This window comes from Bacteroides sp. MSK.18.37 (assembly GCF_019129155.2).
In the GTDB taxonomy this organism is placed as follows: domain Bacteria; phylum Bacteroidota; class Bacteroidia; order Bacteroidales; family Bacteroidaceae; genus Bacteroides; species Bacteroides ovatus.
The window spans coordinates 4,709,986-4,725,173 of record NZ_JAHOIB020000001.1; the positions used below are offsets into that span (position 1 = coordinate 4,709,986).

The following is a 15,188-nucleotide window of genomic DNA, read 5'->3' on the forward strand; positions in this document are numbered from 1 at the left end:
AACCAAGTATGAATAATTAGCAAGAGCGATTTTTTTGTAAGTCATATTGTTGTATTGATATTTATTGTATATTTGTAGAAGAGTAAGGGGAGACGAATATGAAAAGTCATACAAATAAAATATTAGAGTCTATTAAGCAGGCATTGACAGAGCATTTACCAAAAGGTGGCAAGGCTTTGTTGTTTGGTTCTCAAGCTCGTGGGGATGCACGGATTGATTCTGATTGGGATATTTTGATTATCTTAGATAAAGAAAAATTGGAGCCTGAAGATTATGATAAGGTAAGCTTTCCCTTAACTATGTTGGGATGGGACTTGGGAGCGCGAATTAATCCGATTATGTATACGATGAAAGAATGGGCTGCAAGTTGTATTACACCATTTTATAAAAATGTAGAGCAGGAAGGAATTGAATTAGTATGAAATTGACAGATGAAGAACGTAATTCTTTGGTGATATTACAGTTGGAGAAAGCTAAAGTATTTTTGAAACAAGCAGATGAGATGTTTGATCTGAAGTATTGGGATATTGCTTCCAATAGATATTATTATGCCTGTTTTCATGCTGTTCAGGCTTTATTAATACAAAATGGATTATCATGTAAAACCCATGATGGGTTGATAGCTTGCTTTGGCTTGAATTTTATAAAAACAGGCAAAATTAGTGCACGTTTGGGAAGTTTTTTGGCGCGTATGGAACAATTACGGCAAAAAGGGGATTATAATTGCATTTATTCAATATCGGAGGATGAAATCAGTACGATAAAAGCTCCGGCAAGAGAACTTATTGAGACTATTGAAGTTTTACTTGCCGAATCATAATTATTCTTGTAAGGATATCATCGTTAAAAGACCATTTTTTTTATTTTTTCGGCCACATCTGTCATATATGCCGGATTAAATTCTTCTAGTTCCGTGCGTGGTCGGAATCCCCATGTCACTCCGCAAGCGGTTACACCGGCATTGGCTGCTGTTTGCATGTCTACACCGGAATCACCTACATAAAGAACATCTTCTTTTCGTACATCGGCAAGTTTTAATATATCAAAAACGATTGTTGGATCAGGTTTGACATTTACTCCTTCCCGTTGGCCGAAAACGGCAGTGAAATGAATTTCCGGAAAGTAGTGGGCAACCAGTTTCTCGGTAGCGGCCTGATATTTGTTGGAGGCTACGGCAATCTGAATGCCTGCGGATTGCAGATAAGACAATAACGCTGAAATACCCGGGTAAGGACGACTATCGTCTGCATTGTGAATATCATAATAAGGAATAAACTCTTTTCTTACCCGGAGCACATTCTCTTCTGTCTTTTCTCCTTCGGGTAATGCACGTTCAAAGAGTTTGTTGATACCATTTCCTACCATGAAGTTATACTTTTCTACATCGTGTGTGGGGTATCCTAATTTATTCAAAGCATAATTAGTGCTATGGGCGAGGTCTGCGATAGTATTTAATAATGTACCGTCCAAATCGAATATTATTAGTTTTTTCATTAAGGCTTATGTTTATAGTTAATTCTATATTTAAATCTTTTATTCTGCAAAGGTATACTAAAAAAATGAGATTGGGAAGAATGAGGCAATAGTTTAGAGAATATCGAATGAACAACAAAGCCGGAAATATATTTGTTATTCTACCAGATTGGCTTAACTTTGCGAAAAACTAAAGAATAATGAATGCAGAATGGTTTGAGGCATTGCCTGAACAATGTCCCCCAACGGATGCGAAGCGGTGCGAAGGCTGTTATTATAGAATTGCAAATGGTAATCCTGTTACAACAGAAGATTTCTTTTCGCAAAGAAAAATGCAGCCGGATAAGGTCTTTAAAGGATTAGGAATAGATGAATGTGTGACAAGGGCAGTCTCTCTATTTTCAGAGAGGGAAGAAGCGGAGAAAAGATTAAAGCTTCCTAAGTTCAAGAAGGCAAATATTGCTTTAGTCATATTGGAACCAAAAGATGGAGTGTTAAAGAAAACATTTGATATAGCACATTATTCTTGGTGGAGAACAAAGGATTTTAATGTTTTACAAGCTAAAATAGTCTGATTATGGGAATGGAAGATGTGTTAAGGATAGACAAAATTCTGGATTTCTGTGATGTGCCTCAGCTTTTTGTGGCAAGAGATGCCTTTGATACACTGTATCTTTGTCTTTTATATGATGATGAGACGGTTTATCGCTATACGGGAATACGTATCTCTACACGTAGACTTGAATCCTTCTTAGCAGGTAAAGCCGATTTGCGTTTACTCTATCTACAGCCTGAAAATGAACATGAGTATTACGATGTTGTGTTTCAATCGGGTGAATACCAGAAAACGTTATTAAAGGAAAGTGTATTGTTGGAAGATAAATTGCCGGCTGAGGGATATGTTTTATCTGGAGAGAAGCGCGAGAATGTGGTCATTAATTTGCCAATAAAAGACCGTAGTCTGCTTGCAGAGCTTGTTCGTAAATTTGGCTGGGCTTGTATGTAAGTTTAAAGAAGATAAAAAAGATTGTCCCGCTACTGCTTGAAAGTTGTGGGACAATCTTTTTTCATCCTTATATATACTTTGATTACTTCTTCGTAATACGGAACCAGTCAACGTCTGCCCAACCGCCGTCATTCGTTTTAATAGCCGGACGCGTACAGAACATACCGACTTTGGCACCAATCCATTGTCCTTCTCTTGCCTGGAAAGGAACACCTAATGATTCATATTTCTTTCCGTCGAGGCTATAGCTGAAATTACACATCACAATGAGGTCATGTCCGCCTTCACTACCCTTGATTTTCTTTCCGTCACAACTGAAACGCACTTTCAGATAAACCGTGTTTTGCGAAAGATCAACAGCGGCTTTCACTTCTTCTGGTTTGCCTTTATCTGCTCTGTCACATTCAACTTGCGACAGAACCAAACCTTTGTCTGTATTTTCTAGAACAAGTCCGGCATAATCCCTGCCCATAACGACAAGTCCGGTGCGTTCGCCTTTATTCTTTTGGTTAGGGCTGAACGTCAGTTTCATTGTTGCGGTAAAATTATCAGAAGGAGTTTTTTGTAATAAGAGGTTGGCTACATCCCACAGGTTCTTATAATCTTCTACTACCGGATAAGAGTATAATCTGACATAGCTTTTGTCACCTGCATAATACGCCCATTTTTCATTAATGTTAGCATGCCATTGCCACTGCGGAGAAAGTGTATACCCATCAAATTCGTCACTTTCTTGTGGAGTGCAGATAGGATATGTTTTACCGACATTTGGCTTCTTGTAAGTCAAAACAGGTTCTCCGCAGCCGTCACCGTCTTTATCAATACCGATAATAGGCCAGTCGTTCACCCATTTCATCGGTTGGAGATGCATAATGCGTCCGTAAGCACCGACATCTTGAAAGTGGAGGAACCAGTCTTCTCCGGTAGGAGTATCTACCCATGCACCTTGGTGAGGACCGTTGACAGGAGAGTTACCTTGCGCAAGTACTGTTTTCCATTCGTAAGGACCGTAGATGTTTTTAGAACGTAATACGACCTGCCAGCCTGTCGGCACACCGCCGGCCGGATGAAAGATATAATAATAGTCGTTTCTCTTGTACATTTTAGGACCTTCGCAAGTCTGATGTGCTTCGTGACCGTCGAAAATTATACGGGAAGGAGTGATCGCTTTTGTTGCTTCTGCATTCAGTTCGCAGATAGTGATTACACTTTTCAGTCCGGCACGACTTCCTGCGTATGCGTGTACCATATATACTTTTCCGTCTTCATCCCAGAACGGGCAAGTGTCAATGATACCTTTTCCCGCTTTCACCAAGACCGGTTCGCTCCACGGACCTTTCGGATCTTTGGCTTTCACCATAAAAGCTCCCTGATCGGGATCTCCCCAAAAGATGTAAAACTCACCGTTGTGATGACGAATAGCCGGAGCCCATACACGATTGCCGTGTTCCGGCCGTTCTGGAGTTTCGATAGGGGAGAGGGCATTGGGAACTGCGGCACCGATGATTGTCCAGTTGACTAAATCTTTAGAATGAAGGATTTGCAATCCCGGCAAACAGTTGAAACTGGATGAAGTCATATAGAAATCATCTCCTACACGGCAAGCATCCGGATCGGAATAGTCGGCATAAAGCACCGGATTTTTGTATTTACCGTTTCCGAGGTCGGAAACCCATACTTCAGATACATAGTTCTTCTGTGCTACTGCGGTGAAAACCGTTAATAAGCAAAAGGCTAAAGTCTGTGTCAATCGTTTCATGTTATAGATAGATTATTTATAGATATGATTCGTTGGTTTTATCTGATGGCAAAGGTAAATAAAAAGACTCTGCACAAGGAGGAATATTTGTGCAGAGTCATAGAAAAATTGGTAGATACCTCGTAATTTTTGTTTAGTTGTATTTGTTTCTACCCTATTTATTGGGGCGGTTATCTTTTATTCTCACTGTCACCGGATGAGCCAGCTCTTCTTTCCATTCGCGGAGATGAGCAAACCATGCTTCCGGCGTTTTATATCCGAATGTCTCTTTCATCGAGGTGAAAGTCGTGTGATACTGGAAATATTTATTTCCCGGGGCGGTAATTGTATAAAGGAAGTTGGCTTTATCCTTTTCTTCCGATTTTACATAACGTTGGGGAATACAAGTGCCCAGCCCTACAGTTTCTTTAGCATATTTTACGGTATCGTTTACCGGCCAGTCCGTTCCCCAACTTCCTACGAGTCCTTTATGATCGGAGAAAGATTTGGAAGTACCTACGATGTCTTGCACACCTGTGCAGAAAATTTCTTTATCGAGCGGTTCGTCAAAGAATGCTTCGATATGAAGATCGCGATGTCCGGCATAAAGCGTGTAGCGTGTCATCATATTCAGTTCCTGGTCCTGATATTTCCATCCGGTTACTTCTATTTCTGCAATTACACGTACCGGTCCATAAGAGACGATACGTTCTGTACGAGTGTCCACTGGAGTAATATGGGTTGCCTTTTGTCCGTCCCAACCTTTCAATGCACCCGGTCCGCAACTGTCGAACACGCGAAGTACGTCATCTCCGAATCCTTTAGCTAACTGCTCATCCGTCGGATAGAACTGCGATTCTTTGATTTCCAGTCCTTTGTTGAACTTGCCGTAAATATCCGGTGTCTGTTTTTCATTGAAATAAAGACGGTATCCTACCAGTTCCGATTCCAAAACCGGACCGTGAGGACGTACCATGCTGTATATATTGCTAGTGCCGGGAACGGTGATAGCCTGTACCCGTTGATGTTTACCTTTCTTGTTGTCTACAATAAACATATCGGCATAAACTCGTTCAGGATAAGTCTTTGTACTCTTTTCCGAAGAAAGTGTAACCTGAAATGTTTTTCTACCATGGGCAGGAAGATCGGCAACAAAGACCAGTTCGTCCATCTTGCGGTCCCGGTTCAAATCGTCCAACTGCGAAGGAATTTCCTTCCTTCCTTCCATGACAACGGCTGATTTTACTTTGAAACCAGCGTGCAACTCATGTAGATTGATAACAACCGGAGCATCCGCTTTGGGCTGATTCCAGTTGTTTTGTACTTCAACTGTGATGGTTTTCTCCTGTTTCTGCGTTTGGGCAGACAGGCTGAAAGCTCCTAAAAAGAAAGTAATAATAAAAAGATTCTTCTTCATGTTTCTAAGGCTGAAATTATACGTCGTATTTCTCCTTGCAAAAATAGCAGAAAAAATAGCAGACTGTGTCTCTTTTGAGGAGATTATAGTCTGCTATTTGAGCTTTTTACTCTATATAATGATATTGTGGTTTCTATTTTGCATCACAGAATGGCAATGAGTTTTTATTTGAGACTTAAAATCTCCTCTTTTGCACCTAATTCCTCATATACCTTTCCGTCTATAGTCAGATTCTTGGCATTCTTAACGTTTAATATATTGTTACCTTTAGAAGATTCTACATAAATATTTTCCAAAGTAACTCCGTCTACCTGACTGATAACAACTCCATCCGCAGCTTCCGTCATCACAACGTTTTTAACGGTAATATTGCTGATGGGCATTTCCGGCAGTCCGTTGAAGAACATGGCACGTCCCGAACCTCTGCAAACAATATTGGAAATATGAATATTGCGGAAAGCTGGTGTTTCTTCTGTCACCGGAGGAATGGCAGTTTTCATACGGCTCAACAGATCTTCTTCCGATTCTTCACCGGCACCTTTTCCACCGTAGAACAAGTCGAACAATAAGGGTTCATTCGGAATATTAATCATATTGATATTGTTAATGTAGATGTTTTCTACCACACCGCCACGTCCGCGGGTACTCTTGAAACGTAAACCTACATCTGTACCCATAAATGTGCAGTCCTCTACATAGATATTCTTCACACCGCCGGACATTTCACTACCTACCACGAATCCGCCATGTCCGTGCAATACTGTATTGTTTTTCACGATAACGTTCTGGCAAGGTTCTCCACGACGGCGTCCATCTTCGTCTTTACCGGATTTGATACAGATGGCATCATCTCCCGCATCAAACACACTATTGATAATTAGAGCGTTTTTACAAGATTCCAAGTCGATAGCATCACCGTTTTGAGAATACCAGGGGTTGATGACCATGATATTATTTACTGTGAAATCTTCGCAAGACAATGGGTGCAGACACCAGCTTGGTGAGTTTTTGAAAGTAACTCCTTCCAACAGCACCTTCTTGCTTTTGACGATGCTTAACAACACCGGACGTAACCATGGACGGATTTCAGCCCATTCTTCATCTGTGTTGATACCTTCGGGGACATTGAAGTCTTTGCAAGCCATTGCACCTCTCAGTGAGCCGGCAGTGGGATACCATATCTCTTGTTTCTCGTCGAGAACACCTCCCGAGTTTACCAGCTTTTTCCATTGTGAAGCAGTCAGCTTTCCTTTTTTTACCGGACGCCAGCAGTCACCGTTTCCGTCAAATGTACCATGTCCGGTGATAGCTATATTTTCTGCATTGCGTACTGAAATCGGTGATTGGCAACGACGAGTCTCGAGTCCTTCGAAAGAAGTGGCAATGATAGGATATGCTTCAAAATCACCGGTAAAAAGTACCAGCGCATTTTGTTCCGTATATAGATTTACATTGCTCAACAGCTCGATCGGACCAGTCAACCAGACACCTTCCGGGATAATCACTTTACCCCCTCCGCGTTGATTCACGTCTTTAATAGCATCGTTGATAGCTTTGGTATTCAGGAACAGACCGTCTCCTTTGGCTCCGAATTTCTCAATGTTTACTTCGTAAGCAGGGAAAACCGGTTGCTGTACTTTCGGCATTTCAAAAGGTAAATTCTGGTAAAGAGCGTCACTGATGGAGCTTTCTTTTACGGTAGTCTCGCTTTGTTTACATCCTGATGAGATAAACGGTAAACAGCATAGGGCCATCCAGAAGAGTCTTTTTGTCAATGTGTTCATTTAGTAACTTATTTCTATAGGGTTATACATCTATTGTTTTTCTTGGTAATTGGGTGATGATTAATGAGGGCGATTTCATAATTCTTATGTCCTTCCGCAGGCGATCTGTCGCAGGCAGCCTGCAGGAGAGGAATAAGACAAATTCATGTTAACCTAATTCTAACCTTAAATAAATATTATGAAAAAACCTCTTAATTATCGATTGCAAAGATAGGTGGCAAACCCCAAGAGGATGTGGACTAATTGATAGAATACGTGTATTTTTTGTCATTTCTGTCTATTATTTGCACACTTCTCGTGTTTTTATGCAGAAAGTTCCTATCTTTGCACAAAATTTAACTATTAAAAGATATGAGTTATAACTTGTTGAAAGGAAAAAGAGGTATTATCTTCGGTGCTTTGAACGATCAGTCTATTGCCTGGAAAGTAGCAGAGCGTGCCGTAGAAGAAGGTGCAACTATTACATTATCAAATACTCCGATGGCTATCCGTATGGGAGAAGTCGACGCTTTGGCCCAGAAATTAAATTGCCAGGTTATTCCGGCAGATGCCACTAGTGTAGAAGATTTGCAAAATGTATTCAAGACCTCCATGGATATACTGGGTGGACAAATTGATTTTGTACTCCACTCTATCGGTATGTCTCCCAACGTGCGCAAAAAACGTACTTACGATGACCTTGACTATGGAATGTTGGATAAGACATTGGATATTTCAGCTGTTTCATTCCATAAAATGATTCAGTCGGCCAAGAAATTGAACGCTATTGCTGATTACGGTTCTATCGTTGCTTTGAGCTACGTGGCCGCGCAGCGTACTTTCTACGGCTACAATGATATGGCAGATGCAAAGGCATTGCTGGAATCTATTGCACGTAGCTTTGGTTACATCTACGGACGCGAACATAGCGTACGTGTGAATACTATCTCGCAGTCTCCTACATTTACTACTGCCGGTTCGGGCGTGAAGGGTATGGATAAACTGTTTGATTTCTCCAACCGTATGTCTCCTCTCGGAAATGCTACGGCTGACGAATGTGCCGATTATTGCATCGTGATGTTCTCCGATCTTACCCGTAAGGTAACTATGCAGAACTTATTCCATGACGGTGGATTCTCCAGTGTAGGTATGAGTCTTCGTGCCATGGCTACTTACGAGAAAGGACTCGATGAGTATATGGACGAAAATGGTAACATCATTTACGGATAAAAAAATATGAAACTACGGATCTCTCTTCTTATTATTTTAATGAGTATGCTTTTCGCCTCCTGCGGGATAAGCACGGGAAAGGGTACGGAGCAGAAGGAAGAGGAGATTTCTGTTCTAAGATATGATAAGCTGTTGAGCGAATACGTTCGCTCCAACAGCTTTTCTGCTATGCAGAAGTTGACGATGGACTACCGTATGCCGACGAAAATCCTGATTGAGGATGTATTGTCTATCGGTACGGTGAAAGATGATACCATTTCGCAACGTCTGCAGAAATTCTATTCGGATACGACTTTAGTCCGTTTGCTTAGCGACGTAGAAGCAAAGTACCCTAATCTGGATGAGGTGGAAAAAGGACTTAACAAAGGATTCTGGAAACTGAAGAAGGAAGTGCCTGATACAAAAGTGCCGTTTATCTATTCGCAAGTGTCTGCCTTCAACGAATCTATTATTTTGGTGGATTCTTTATTAGGGATCAGTCTTGATAAATATATGGGGGAAGATTATCCTCTTTATAAGCGTTTCTATTACGATTATCAATGTCGCTCGATGCGTCCGGAACGGATTGTGCCGGATTGTTTTGCTTTTTATCTTTTGAGCCGTTACGGAATGAACTATCATGAGGGTACTTGTTTGATTGACTTGATGATGCACTCCGGAAAAATCAACTACGTCGTGCAGAACTTATTAGGATATAGTGATATCGGCGAAGCGATGGGATATTCCAAGGAGGAAAACGACTGGTGTAAGGAGAATGAAAAGGAGATATGGAATTATATCTGTACCAACGATCATCTGCATGCACGAGACCCGATGGTGATCCGCTATTATATGAAGCCTGCTCCTGCTGTCGATATGTTGGGTGCTCAAGCTCCGGCATTGATCGGGACATGGATGGGAGCAAGAATCATCGCTTCTTATATGAAAAAGCATAAGGATATGAAACTGAAAGATCTCCTGGAATTTACTGATTATCATGTGATGTTAAGTGAATCCAACTATCTGGCTTCCTAAACTGTTGCATTTTTCAATTCTTAATTAGCTTCGCTCAAAACCTTATTTGATTTTTAATATTAAAGTATAGTCTTAATTCTCAATTTAAAAAGTGGAAACTGCCCTCTATTTGTTGCCCGTGACGTTAGGTGATACGTCTATTGAAAAGGTATTGCCTTCTTATAATAAGGAGATCATTTCTGGTATCCAGTATTTTATAGTCGAAGATGTTCGTTCTGCCCGGCGTTTCCTGAAAAAGGTGGACCGGGAGATTGATATTGATGCATTGACATTTTACCCGTTGAACAAGCATACTTCTCCTAATGATATTTCCGGTTATCTGCAACCTTTGGTGGGTGGAGCTTCAATGGGGGTTATCTCCGAAGCAGGTTGTCCGGCAGTAGCTGACCCGGGAGCGGATGTGGTTGCTATCGCACAACGTAAAAAGCTGAAAGTGGTTCCTTTGGTCGGACCTTCTTCCATTATCCTTTCCGTGATGGCTTCCGGCTTTAACGGGCAGAGTTTTGCGTTTCACGGTTATCTGCCGATTGAACCGGGAGAACGTGCCAAGAAACTAAAAGCACTGGAGCAGCGTGTGTATGCTGAAAATCAAACGCAACTTTTCATAGAGACGCCTTACCGGAATCATAAAATGGTAGAGGATATTTTGTTGAATTGCCGTCCTCAAACAAAGCTCTGTATCGCTGCCAATATTACTTGTGAAGGAGAATATATACAGACGCGTACAGTGAAGGACTGGAAAGGACACGTGCCCGATTTATCTAAGATTCCCTGTATTTTTCTCTTATATAAATAACGCCTTTCAGGTGTTCATATTCATCTTCGAAGCAGCTGCTGAAGAAGCCTTTTCCTAAGTTTTCCTCTATCTGTTTGAAATTCCACAGCTTACTGTTTTTAAAGCGGGGGGTACAAAGGATGGAATCGTCTTTGATATCGACAATGAATAGATAGATAAGACGGTTGGTTACTTCATTCTCGAAGTGATAAACGATGTTGAATTCAGGTTTGATACCTTTTTCATGAGGAAAAGCATTGTTGATTAAACGAGTGGCGCCTGCTTCCAGAGATTCTCCGTAGCGAAGATAACATTCCATGGGAATATCTACTTTCCCTCTATCCAGAATGGCTGTTGATGGCCTGTCGCAAAGGAATAACATTCCGTGAGTGGATATGGCAATTCTTATCACCGGATTGATGTATGCATTTTTGTAATTAACAGCTTCTATTGCAGGTGTTTTCCCGATCACGTCTCCTTTGGTATTCACAATAGGAACATATTCCGTGTGTGACATTAAGTGATTGAAGAAACGGATGGCAATCTGGTTGAACAGAATACTCATCAGAAAGACGGTAGGGGGCAGCACCTTATAGAGTACAAAGATACTTGTCTTGCTCAACGGATCTTGAAAAACGATGGTAATGCTGATTATAATAAAATGCAATATACCGAAGATCAAAGCGATACGTGCGGATACAACGGCTGCTTCTGCTCCCTGCGCATATAAACGTTTGTTGCAAGAACCTATCTGTTTTAAGAAGTGGTTGATAAACCTTTTCTTATGCATGTAAAGACTTAGCATCGGAATGAGAATACTGACTTCCAGTGTAAGTGGAAGCGCACCGGGGGGAACATAATCACCAGGAATGAGAGCTGCTACGGATAATAGTGCTAACACTCCGGTCGCTATATAGAGGATAAAATTAGGAATTAACAATCCTTTACGTCGATAAGAAAGGTATATACCTATAATACCTATGCCTGTACCGATGTAAATAGCCGTGTCTTGCGTTATAAGTTCACACAATAAAATGGAAATAATAACGGGGATAAAACCCAGCGACATGTTAAATGTGGAAGAAAGTGTTCCTTTATGAGCCATCTCTATATTTATGTTTATTTGTCGGTTCTATCAATAAAACAAATAGGGGATATGTTTTGTTTGCTAACGAATATGTTTCTCTGCGTGGTAGGAGGAACGAACAAGAGGAGCACTCTCTACGATGTTGAATCCTTTCTCTAAACCTACAGTTTTATAATCTGCAAATTGCTGTGGAGTGATGTATGCTGCAACGGGATAATGCCGGTGAGTCGGTTGAAGGTATTGGCCTATGGTAAGAATCTGGCAACCGGTTGCTAACAGATCATCCATCAATGTTTCAACTTCTTCCGGGGTCTCACCCAGTCCGACCATAATGCCGCTTTTAGACTTAACTCCCTTCTCGGAAATGTGTCTGATGACTTGCAAACTTGTATCATAATTTGCCGCGCTGCGCACTAGCGGACTAATGCGGCGTACGGTTTCCATATTGTGTGAAATAATGTCGGGACGGGCTTCGATTACCAAATCTAACAACTCCATCCTGCCTTGAAAATCAGGAATAAGCACTTCGATTGTTGTTTGTGGATTCAGCCGTTTTATTTCCTGAATGGTACGTGCCCAATGTGCTGCTCCCAAATCCGGTAGATCATCTCTGTCTACGGATGTGATGACAGCATGATCCAGTTTCATCAGTGCGATGGATTCTGCTACATGGGTAGGTTCGTTTATGTCTAACGGGTGCGGGCGGCCGGTTTGTGTGTTGCAGAATTTGCAACTGCGCGTACAGATGTCACCACCGATCATAAAGGTGGCAGTTCCTTTTCCCCAGCATTCCCCCATATTAGGGCAACGCCCACTGCTGCATATAGTATGCAAGCAGTGGGAGTCGACAATCCGTTTGGTTTCGGTGTATCGTTCGTTGGCACCGATATTAATTTTCAGCCATTCGGGCTTACGTACTCTGTCCGTCATTATAAATTGTTCAAGAAAAAGTTGGTCAACCGTGTGTATAGGTGTTGGCGGGTATTGCCACCATATATTCCATGATTGCGGTTCGTGTACACTTGCATATCAAATTGTTTTCCAAGCTGAACCAACTGTTCGGCATATTCCGCACAATTTTGGAAGTGCACATTGTCATCTGCCATACCATGCACCAACAACAAGTTTCCATGTAGTTTGTCAGCACGTGTGAAGGCTGATGATTCCTTATATCCTTCCGCGTTCTCTTTCGGAGTACGCATGAAGCGTTCGGTATAAATCGTATCATAGAAACGCCAGTCGGTGGGTGCGGCCACTGCTACTCCTGCTTTGAATACAGGCGTTCCTTCGCTCATGCTCATAAGAGTCATGTATCCGCCGTAGCTCCAGCCCCAGATACCGATGCGATCTTTATCCACGTATGGTTGTTTGCCGAGATACAAGGCAGTCTCTACCTGATCTTTGGCTTCTTTGACTCCGATTTTCAGATAAGTGCATTTCTCAAAAGCTTCTCCACGACCTCCTGTGCCGCGACCGTCCACGCATACCACGATGTAACCGAGGCTTGCCATGTATGTCTCCCAACTGATTCCCCAGGTATCCAATACCTGTTGAGAGCCCGGACCGCTATATTGATACATCAGTACCGGATATTTTTTGGATGCGGAGAAATTAACCGGTTTCATCATCCAACCGTTCAACTTCACGCCATCTGTGGTTTGGAAAGTGAAGAATTCTTTTTGCGGCACAGCATATCCGGACAATGTTTGTTTCAATCCGTCATTGGTAATAAGCGTTTTGAGTGTTTTGCCCGAATTATCATTCAGTGTAACCAGCATCGGAGTATTCAAGTTGGAGAACTTGTTCATGTAATACTTCATCGATTTGCTGAAGAGCGGTGTATTGGTTCCTGTCTGTTGGGATAGTTTGAGCTTCTTGCCCTTCTTGTCTATTTTATAGACAGCTTTGCGCAGAGGGCTTTCTTCATTGCTGGTGTAATAGAAAGAACCGTCTTCTTCATCATATCCCAGAAAATCTTTTACCTCAAACTTACCGTTAGTAACCTTTTTAATCAGATTACCTCCCATGCTGTACCAATAGAGGTGACTGTAACCGTCACGTTCGCTAAGCAGGCTGAAATATTCCGGATAGAACTGGATATTATCGAAAATATTCTCCTTTATGTAATAAGGAGACTCATCACGAAGTATAAGTTTGCAAAGTGTGGAACGAGGATCGGCAAAGTAAAGATCAAAACGGTCTTGATGGCGGTTCAATGTCATGATAGCCAGTTTATTGGCATCCTTTGTGAAGCGTATACGCGGAATATATCCATCTGCATCCAATGGGAGTTTCATTGTACGGGTGACATGTGATTTGATGTCATACGTGCGTACCTCTACTTTCGAATTCGGATATCCGGCTTTCGGATACTTGTATGTATATTCGCCCGGATAATCTTTTAAAGCATCAATGCGGGGTGCTTGTCCGGCAAATACCGGGAAAGAGTAGGAGGGAACTTCCGACTCGTCGAAACGGATAAAAGCAATCAGCGTATTGTCGGCGCTGAATTCCAAAGCACGGTCGAAGCCGAACTCTTCTTCATACACCCAGTCAGGAATACCGTTGATTACCGAATTCTGTTTGCCATCTTCTGTGACCTGGCTTTCGCTGTTGCCGTAAAGCAACTTAACAAGAAATATGTTATTGTTGCGTACAAATGCAATCATGGTACCGTCCGGAGAAAAGACGGGGACCTGTTGAGGTCCACCGTCAGACAGCCGTTCAATAATGTTGTTTGTCGTAACGCCCTTATCATTTCGTTTCAAAGGGTAAATGTAATGTACAGCTGTGTATGAATGCCTGTAAATAGGTGTTGTTTTAGTAGCAATCAGCAATTTCTGACCGTCGGGCGAGAATTGGTAACTGTCGAAGTTCTTGAAGTCACATTCGCGTGTGGTATTTACATCGAAAATCACTTCTACTTTCTCGCCTGTCTTGAAAGAGTATTTAATGATTTGCGTGCCGTCAGCGTTCATCTGTGTGTAGTGTTCGCCATCAGGCATAGGGATTACTCCCTGAATATTTTCCGGGCGGAAACGTCCGGAAGTAATATCTTTTAAATCGAGTGCCTTTTGTCCTTGTGCCATTCCGGTCAGACAGAGAAGGCAGAGTAATAAAGTGATGCTGATCTTTTTCATCTGCGTTTATAATCGGTTTTGGTTTTAATTCGTACTTGCAAAAGTAACAATAAACTTAGATTCAACAAAGCCTGACCGATTTTTATATAGATTTGATAAGGATTATTGGGTGAGATTCAATATCTTTGTGAAAAGGACTTTAAACATTACCACTATGAATTCAAAAAGAAAAGACTTGCAATATGCTTCTGTCTTCTTATTGGCCGTGGCATTGACATTCCTGATGGGGAAGGGTGATAATCTGTGGTTGGTGTCATGGGGTGACTTGATACCGAGTTTGTTTGTACTGTTCATAGCAGGTGATTGTTTACATAGTTCCCTGCTTCGTATCAAACGTGGCGAAGAGGAGGGAGGAGCCCGGTGGAGTACTTGTTTCACTTTCCTGGTATTCAGCATTATTTTTATGGGCGACTTGTTCTTTATCGGCAACTTTATTGTCAATAAACTGTGGAGCTAAAAGAGATGTAATAAATCTGTTTCACAGGTGTTTAATAGTAGATTCTTCGTCTTAACTATAACTTTTAGTTTACTTTAACTAGATAAAT

The 15,188-nt window shown here is 41.7% G+C and carries 15 protein-coding genes; 8 read left to right on the forward strand and 7 right to left on the reverse strand.

Annotated features, from left to right (window positions below):
- Positions 1-98: 98 nt before the first annotated feature.
- Both KSX81_RS17900 and KSX81_RS17905 read left to right on the forward strand, forming a co-directional pair.
- Entirely contained in the window at positions 99-422 is a 324-nt protein-coding gene (locus KSX81_RS17900) for a nucleotidyltransferase domain-containing protein (protein ID WP_004301671.1), read from the forward strand.
- Positions 419-820, forward strand: a complete 402-nt coding sequence (locus tag KSX81_RS17905; protein WP_004301673.1) for a HEPN domain-containing protein — start codon at positions 419-421, stop codon at positions 818-820. Before KSX81_RS17900 ends, KSX81_RS17905 begins: the two co-directional genes overlap by 4 nt.
- A 23-nt stretch (positions 821-843) precedes the next feature.
- Here KSX81_RS17905 and KSX81_RS17910 read toward each other — a convergent pair whose 3' ends face one another.
- Positions 844-1,494: an HAD family hydrolase gene (locus tag KSX81_RS17910; protein WP_004301675.1), complete on the reverse strand. Its 651-nt coding sequence runs from the start codon at positions 1,492-1,494 to the stop codon at positions 844-846.
- A 179-nt stretch (positions 1,495-1,673) separates the two neighbouring features.
- On the opposite strand from KSX81_RS17910, the gene KSX81_RS17915 reads away from it, so the two are divergent.
- Both KSX81_RS17915 and KSX81_RS17920 read left to right on the forward strand, forming a co-directional pair.
- Positions 1,674-2,048, forward strand: a complete 375-nt coding sequence (locus KSX81_RS17915) for a hypothetical protein (protein ID WP_004301677.1) — start codon at positions 1,674-1,676, stop codon at positions 2,046-2,048.
- Between the two features lie 2 nt (positions 2,049-2,050).
- Positions 2,051-2,479: a DUF6575 domain-containing protein gene (locus tag KSX81_RS17920; RefSeq protein ID WP_004301681.1), complete on the forward strand. Its 429-nt coding sequence runs from the start codon at positions 2,051-2,053 to the stop codon at positions 2,477-2,479.
- 82 nt (positions 2,480-2,561) lie between these two features.
- On the opposite strand, the gene KSX81_RS17925 is transcribed toward KSX81_RS17920, so the two are convergent.
- The 3 genes from KSX81_RS17925 to KSX81_RS17935 form a co-directional block, all read right to left on the reverse strand.
- Positions 2,562-4,238, reverse strand: coding sequence for a glycoside hydrolase 43 family protein (locus KSX81_RS17925; protein ID WP_004301683.1), 1,677 nt, complete (start codon positions 4,236-4,238; stop codon positions 2,562-2,564).
- Between the two features lie 154 nt (positions 4,239-4,392).
- Positions 4,393-5,634: a DUF4861 domain-containing protein gene (locus KSX81_RS17930; protein WP_004301684.1), complete on the reverse strand. Its 1,242-nt coding sequence runs from the start codon at positions 5,632-5,634 to the stop codon at positions 4,393-4,395.
- A gap of 164 nt (positions 5,635-5,798) precedes the next feature.
- Positions 5,799-7,418: a glycoside hydrolase family 28 protein gene (locus tag KSX81_RS17935; RefSeq protein WP_004301686.1), complete on the reverse strand. Its 1,620-nt coding sequence runs from the start codon at positions 7,416-7,418 to the stop codon at positions 5,799-5,801.
- 351 nt (positions 7,419-7,769) lie between these two features.
- On the opposite strand from KSX81_RS17935, the gene KSX81_RS17940 reads away from it, so the two are divergent.
- The 3 genes from KSX81_RS17940 to KSX81_RS17950 all read left to right on the forward strand — a co-directional run bounded on the left by KSX81_RS17940 (position 7,770) and on the right by KSX81_RS17950 (position 10,437).
- Positions 7,770-8,627: an enoyl-ACP reductase gene (locus KSX81_RS17940; RefSeq protein ID WP_004301687.1), complete on the forward strand. Its 858-nt coding sequence runs from the start codon at positions 7,770-7,772 to the stop codon at positions 8,625-8,627.
- A gap of 6 nt (positions 8,628-8,633) precedes the next feature.
- Positions 8,634-9,641, forward strand: coding sequence for a hypothetical protein (locus tag KSX81_RS17945; RefSeq protein ID WP_004301688.1), 1,008 nt, complete (start codon positions 8,634-8,636; stop codon positions 9,639-9,641).
- Between the two features lie 91 nt (positions 9,642-9,732).
- On the forward strand, positions 9,733-10,437 hold the full coding sequence (locus tag KSX81_RS17950) for an SAM-dependent methyltransferase (RefSeq protein ID WP_004301689.1): 705 nt from the start codon (positions 9,733-9,735) through the stop codon (positions 10,435-10,437).
- On the opposite strand, the gene KSX81_RS17955 is transcribed toward KSX81_RS17950, so the two are convergent.
- The 3 genes from KSX81_RS17955 to KSX81_RS17965 form a co-directional block, all read right to left on the reverse strand.
- Positions 10,403-11,521: a hypothetical protein gene (locus tag KSX81_RS17955; RefSeq protein ID WP_004301690.1), complete on the reverse strand. Its 1,119-nt coding sequence runs from the start codon at positions 11,519-11,521 to the stop codon at positions 10,403-10,405. The genes KSX81_RS17950 and KSX81_RS17955 overlap by 35 nt on opposite strands.
- A gap of 63 nt (positions 11,522-11,584) precedes the next feature.
- Positions 11,585-12,433, reverse strand: a complete 849-nt coding sequence (gene lipA, locus KSX81_RS17960; RefSeq protein ID WP_004301691.1) for a lipoyl synthase — start codon at positions 12,431-12,433, stop codon at positions 11,585-11,587.
- Complete coding sequence (locus tag KSX81_RS17965; RefSeq protein ID WP_052588014.1) at positions 12,433-14,643, reverse strand: S9 family peptidase; 2,211 nt, start codon at positions 14,641-14,643, stop codon at positions 12,433-12,435. The genes lipA and KSX81_RS17965 overlap by 1 nt, the downstream gene beginning before the upstream one ends.
- A 154-nt stretch (positions 14,644-14,797) precedes the next feature.
- Here KSX81_RS17965 and KSX81_RS17970 point away from each other — a divergent pair, with 154 nt between their 5' ends.
- Positions 14,798-15,100: a hypothetical protein gene (locus KSX81_RS17970; RefSeq protein WP_004301693.1), complete on the forward strand. Its 303-nt coding sequence runs from the start codon at positions 14,798-14,800 to the stop codon at positions 15,098-15,100.
- The last annotated feature ends 88 nt before the right edge of the window (positions 15,101-15,188 follow it).

Excerpts from the sequence above, each read along its gene's own strand:
- KSX81_RS17900 (WP_004301671.1), top strand. The coding sequence starts at position 99 with ATGAAAAGTCATACAAATAAAATATTAGAGTCTATTAAGCAGGCATTG.
- KSX81_RS17905 (WP_004301673.1), top strand. The coding sequence starts at position 419 with ATGAAATTGACAGATGAAGAACGTAATTCTTTGGTGATATTACAGTTG.
- KSX81_RS17910 (WP_004301675.1), bottom strand. The coding sequence starts at position 1,494 with ATGAAAAAACTAATAATATTCGATTTGGACGGTACATTATTAAATACT.
- KSX81_RS17915 (WP_004301677.1), top strand. The coding sequence starts at position 1,674 with ATGAATGCAGAATGGTTTGAGGCATTGCCTGAACAATGTCCCCCAACG.
- KSX81_RS17920 (WP_004301681.1), top strand. The coding sequence starts at position 2,051 with ATGGGAATGGAAGATGTGTTAAGGATAGACAAAATTCTGGATTTCTGT.
- KSX81_RS17925 (WP_004301683.1), bottom strand. The coding sequence starts at position 4,238 with ATGAAACGATTGACACAGACTTTAGCCTTTTGCTTATTAACGGTTTTC.
- KSX81_RS17930 (WP_004301684.1), bottom strand. The coding sequence starts at position 5,634 with ATGAAGAAGAATCTTTTTATTATTACTTTCTTTTTAGGAGCTTTCAGC.
- KSX81_RS17935 (WP_004301686.1), bottom strand. The coding sequence starts at position 7,418 with ATGAACACATTGACAAAAAGACTCTTCTGGATGGCCCTATGCTGTTTA.
- KSX81_RS17940 (WP_004301687.1), top strand. The coding sequence starts at position 7,770 with ATGAGTTATAACTTGTTGAAAGGAAAAAGAGGTATTATCTTCGGTGCT.
- KSX81_RS17945 (WP_004301688.1), top strand. The coding sequence starts at position 8,634 with ATGAAACTACGGATCTCTCTTCTTATTATTTTAATGAGTATGCTTTTC.
- KSX81_RS17955 (WP_004301690.1), bottom strand. The coding sequence starts at position 11,521 with ATGGCTCATAAAGGAACACTTTCTTCCACATTTAACATGTCGCTGGGT.
- lipA (WP_004301691.1), bottom strand. The coding sequence starts at position 12,433 with ATGACGGACAGAGTACGTAAGCCCGAATGGCTGAAAATTAATATCGGT.
- KSX81_RS17965 (WP_052588014.1), bottom strand. The coding sequence starts at position 14,643 with ATGAAAAAGATCAGCATCACTTTATTACTCTGCCTTCTCTGTCTGACC.
- KSX81_RS17970 (WP_004301693.1), top strand. The coding sequence starts at position 14,798 with ATGAATTCAAAAAGAAAAGACTTGCAATATGCTTCTGTCTTCTTATTG.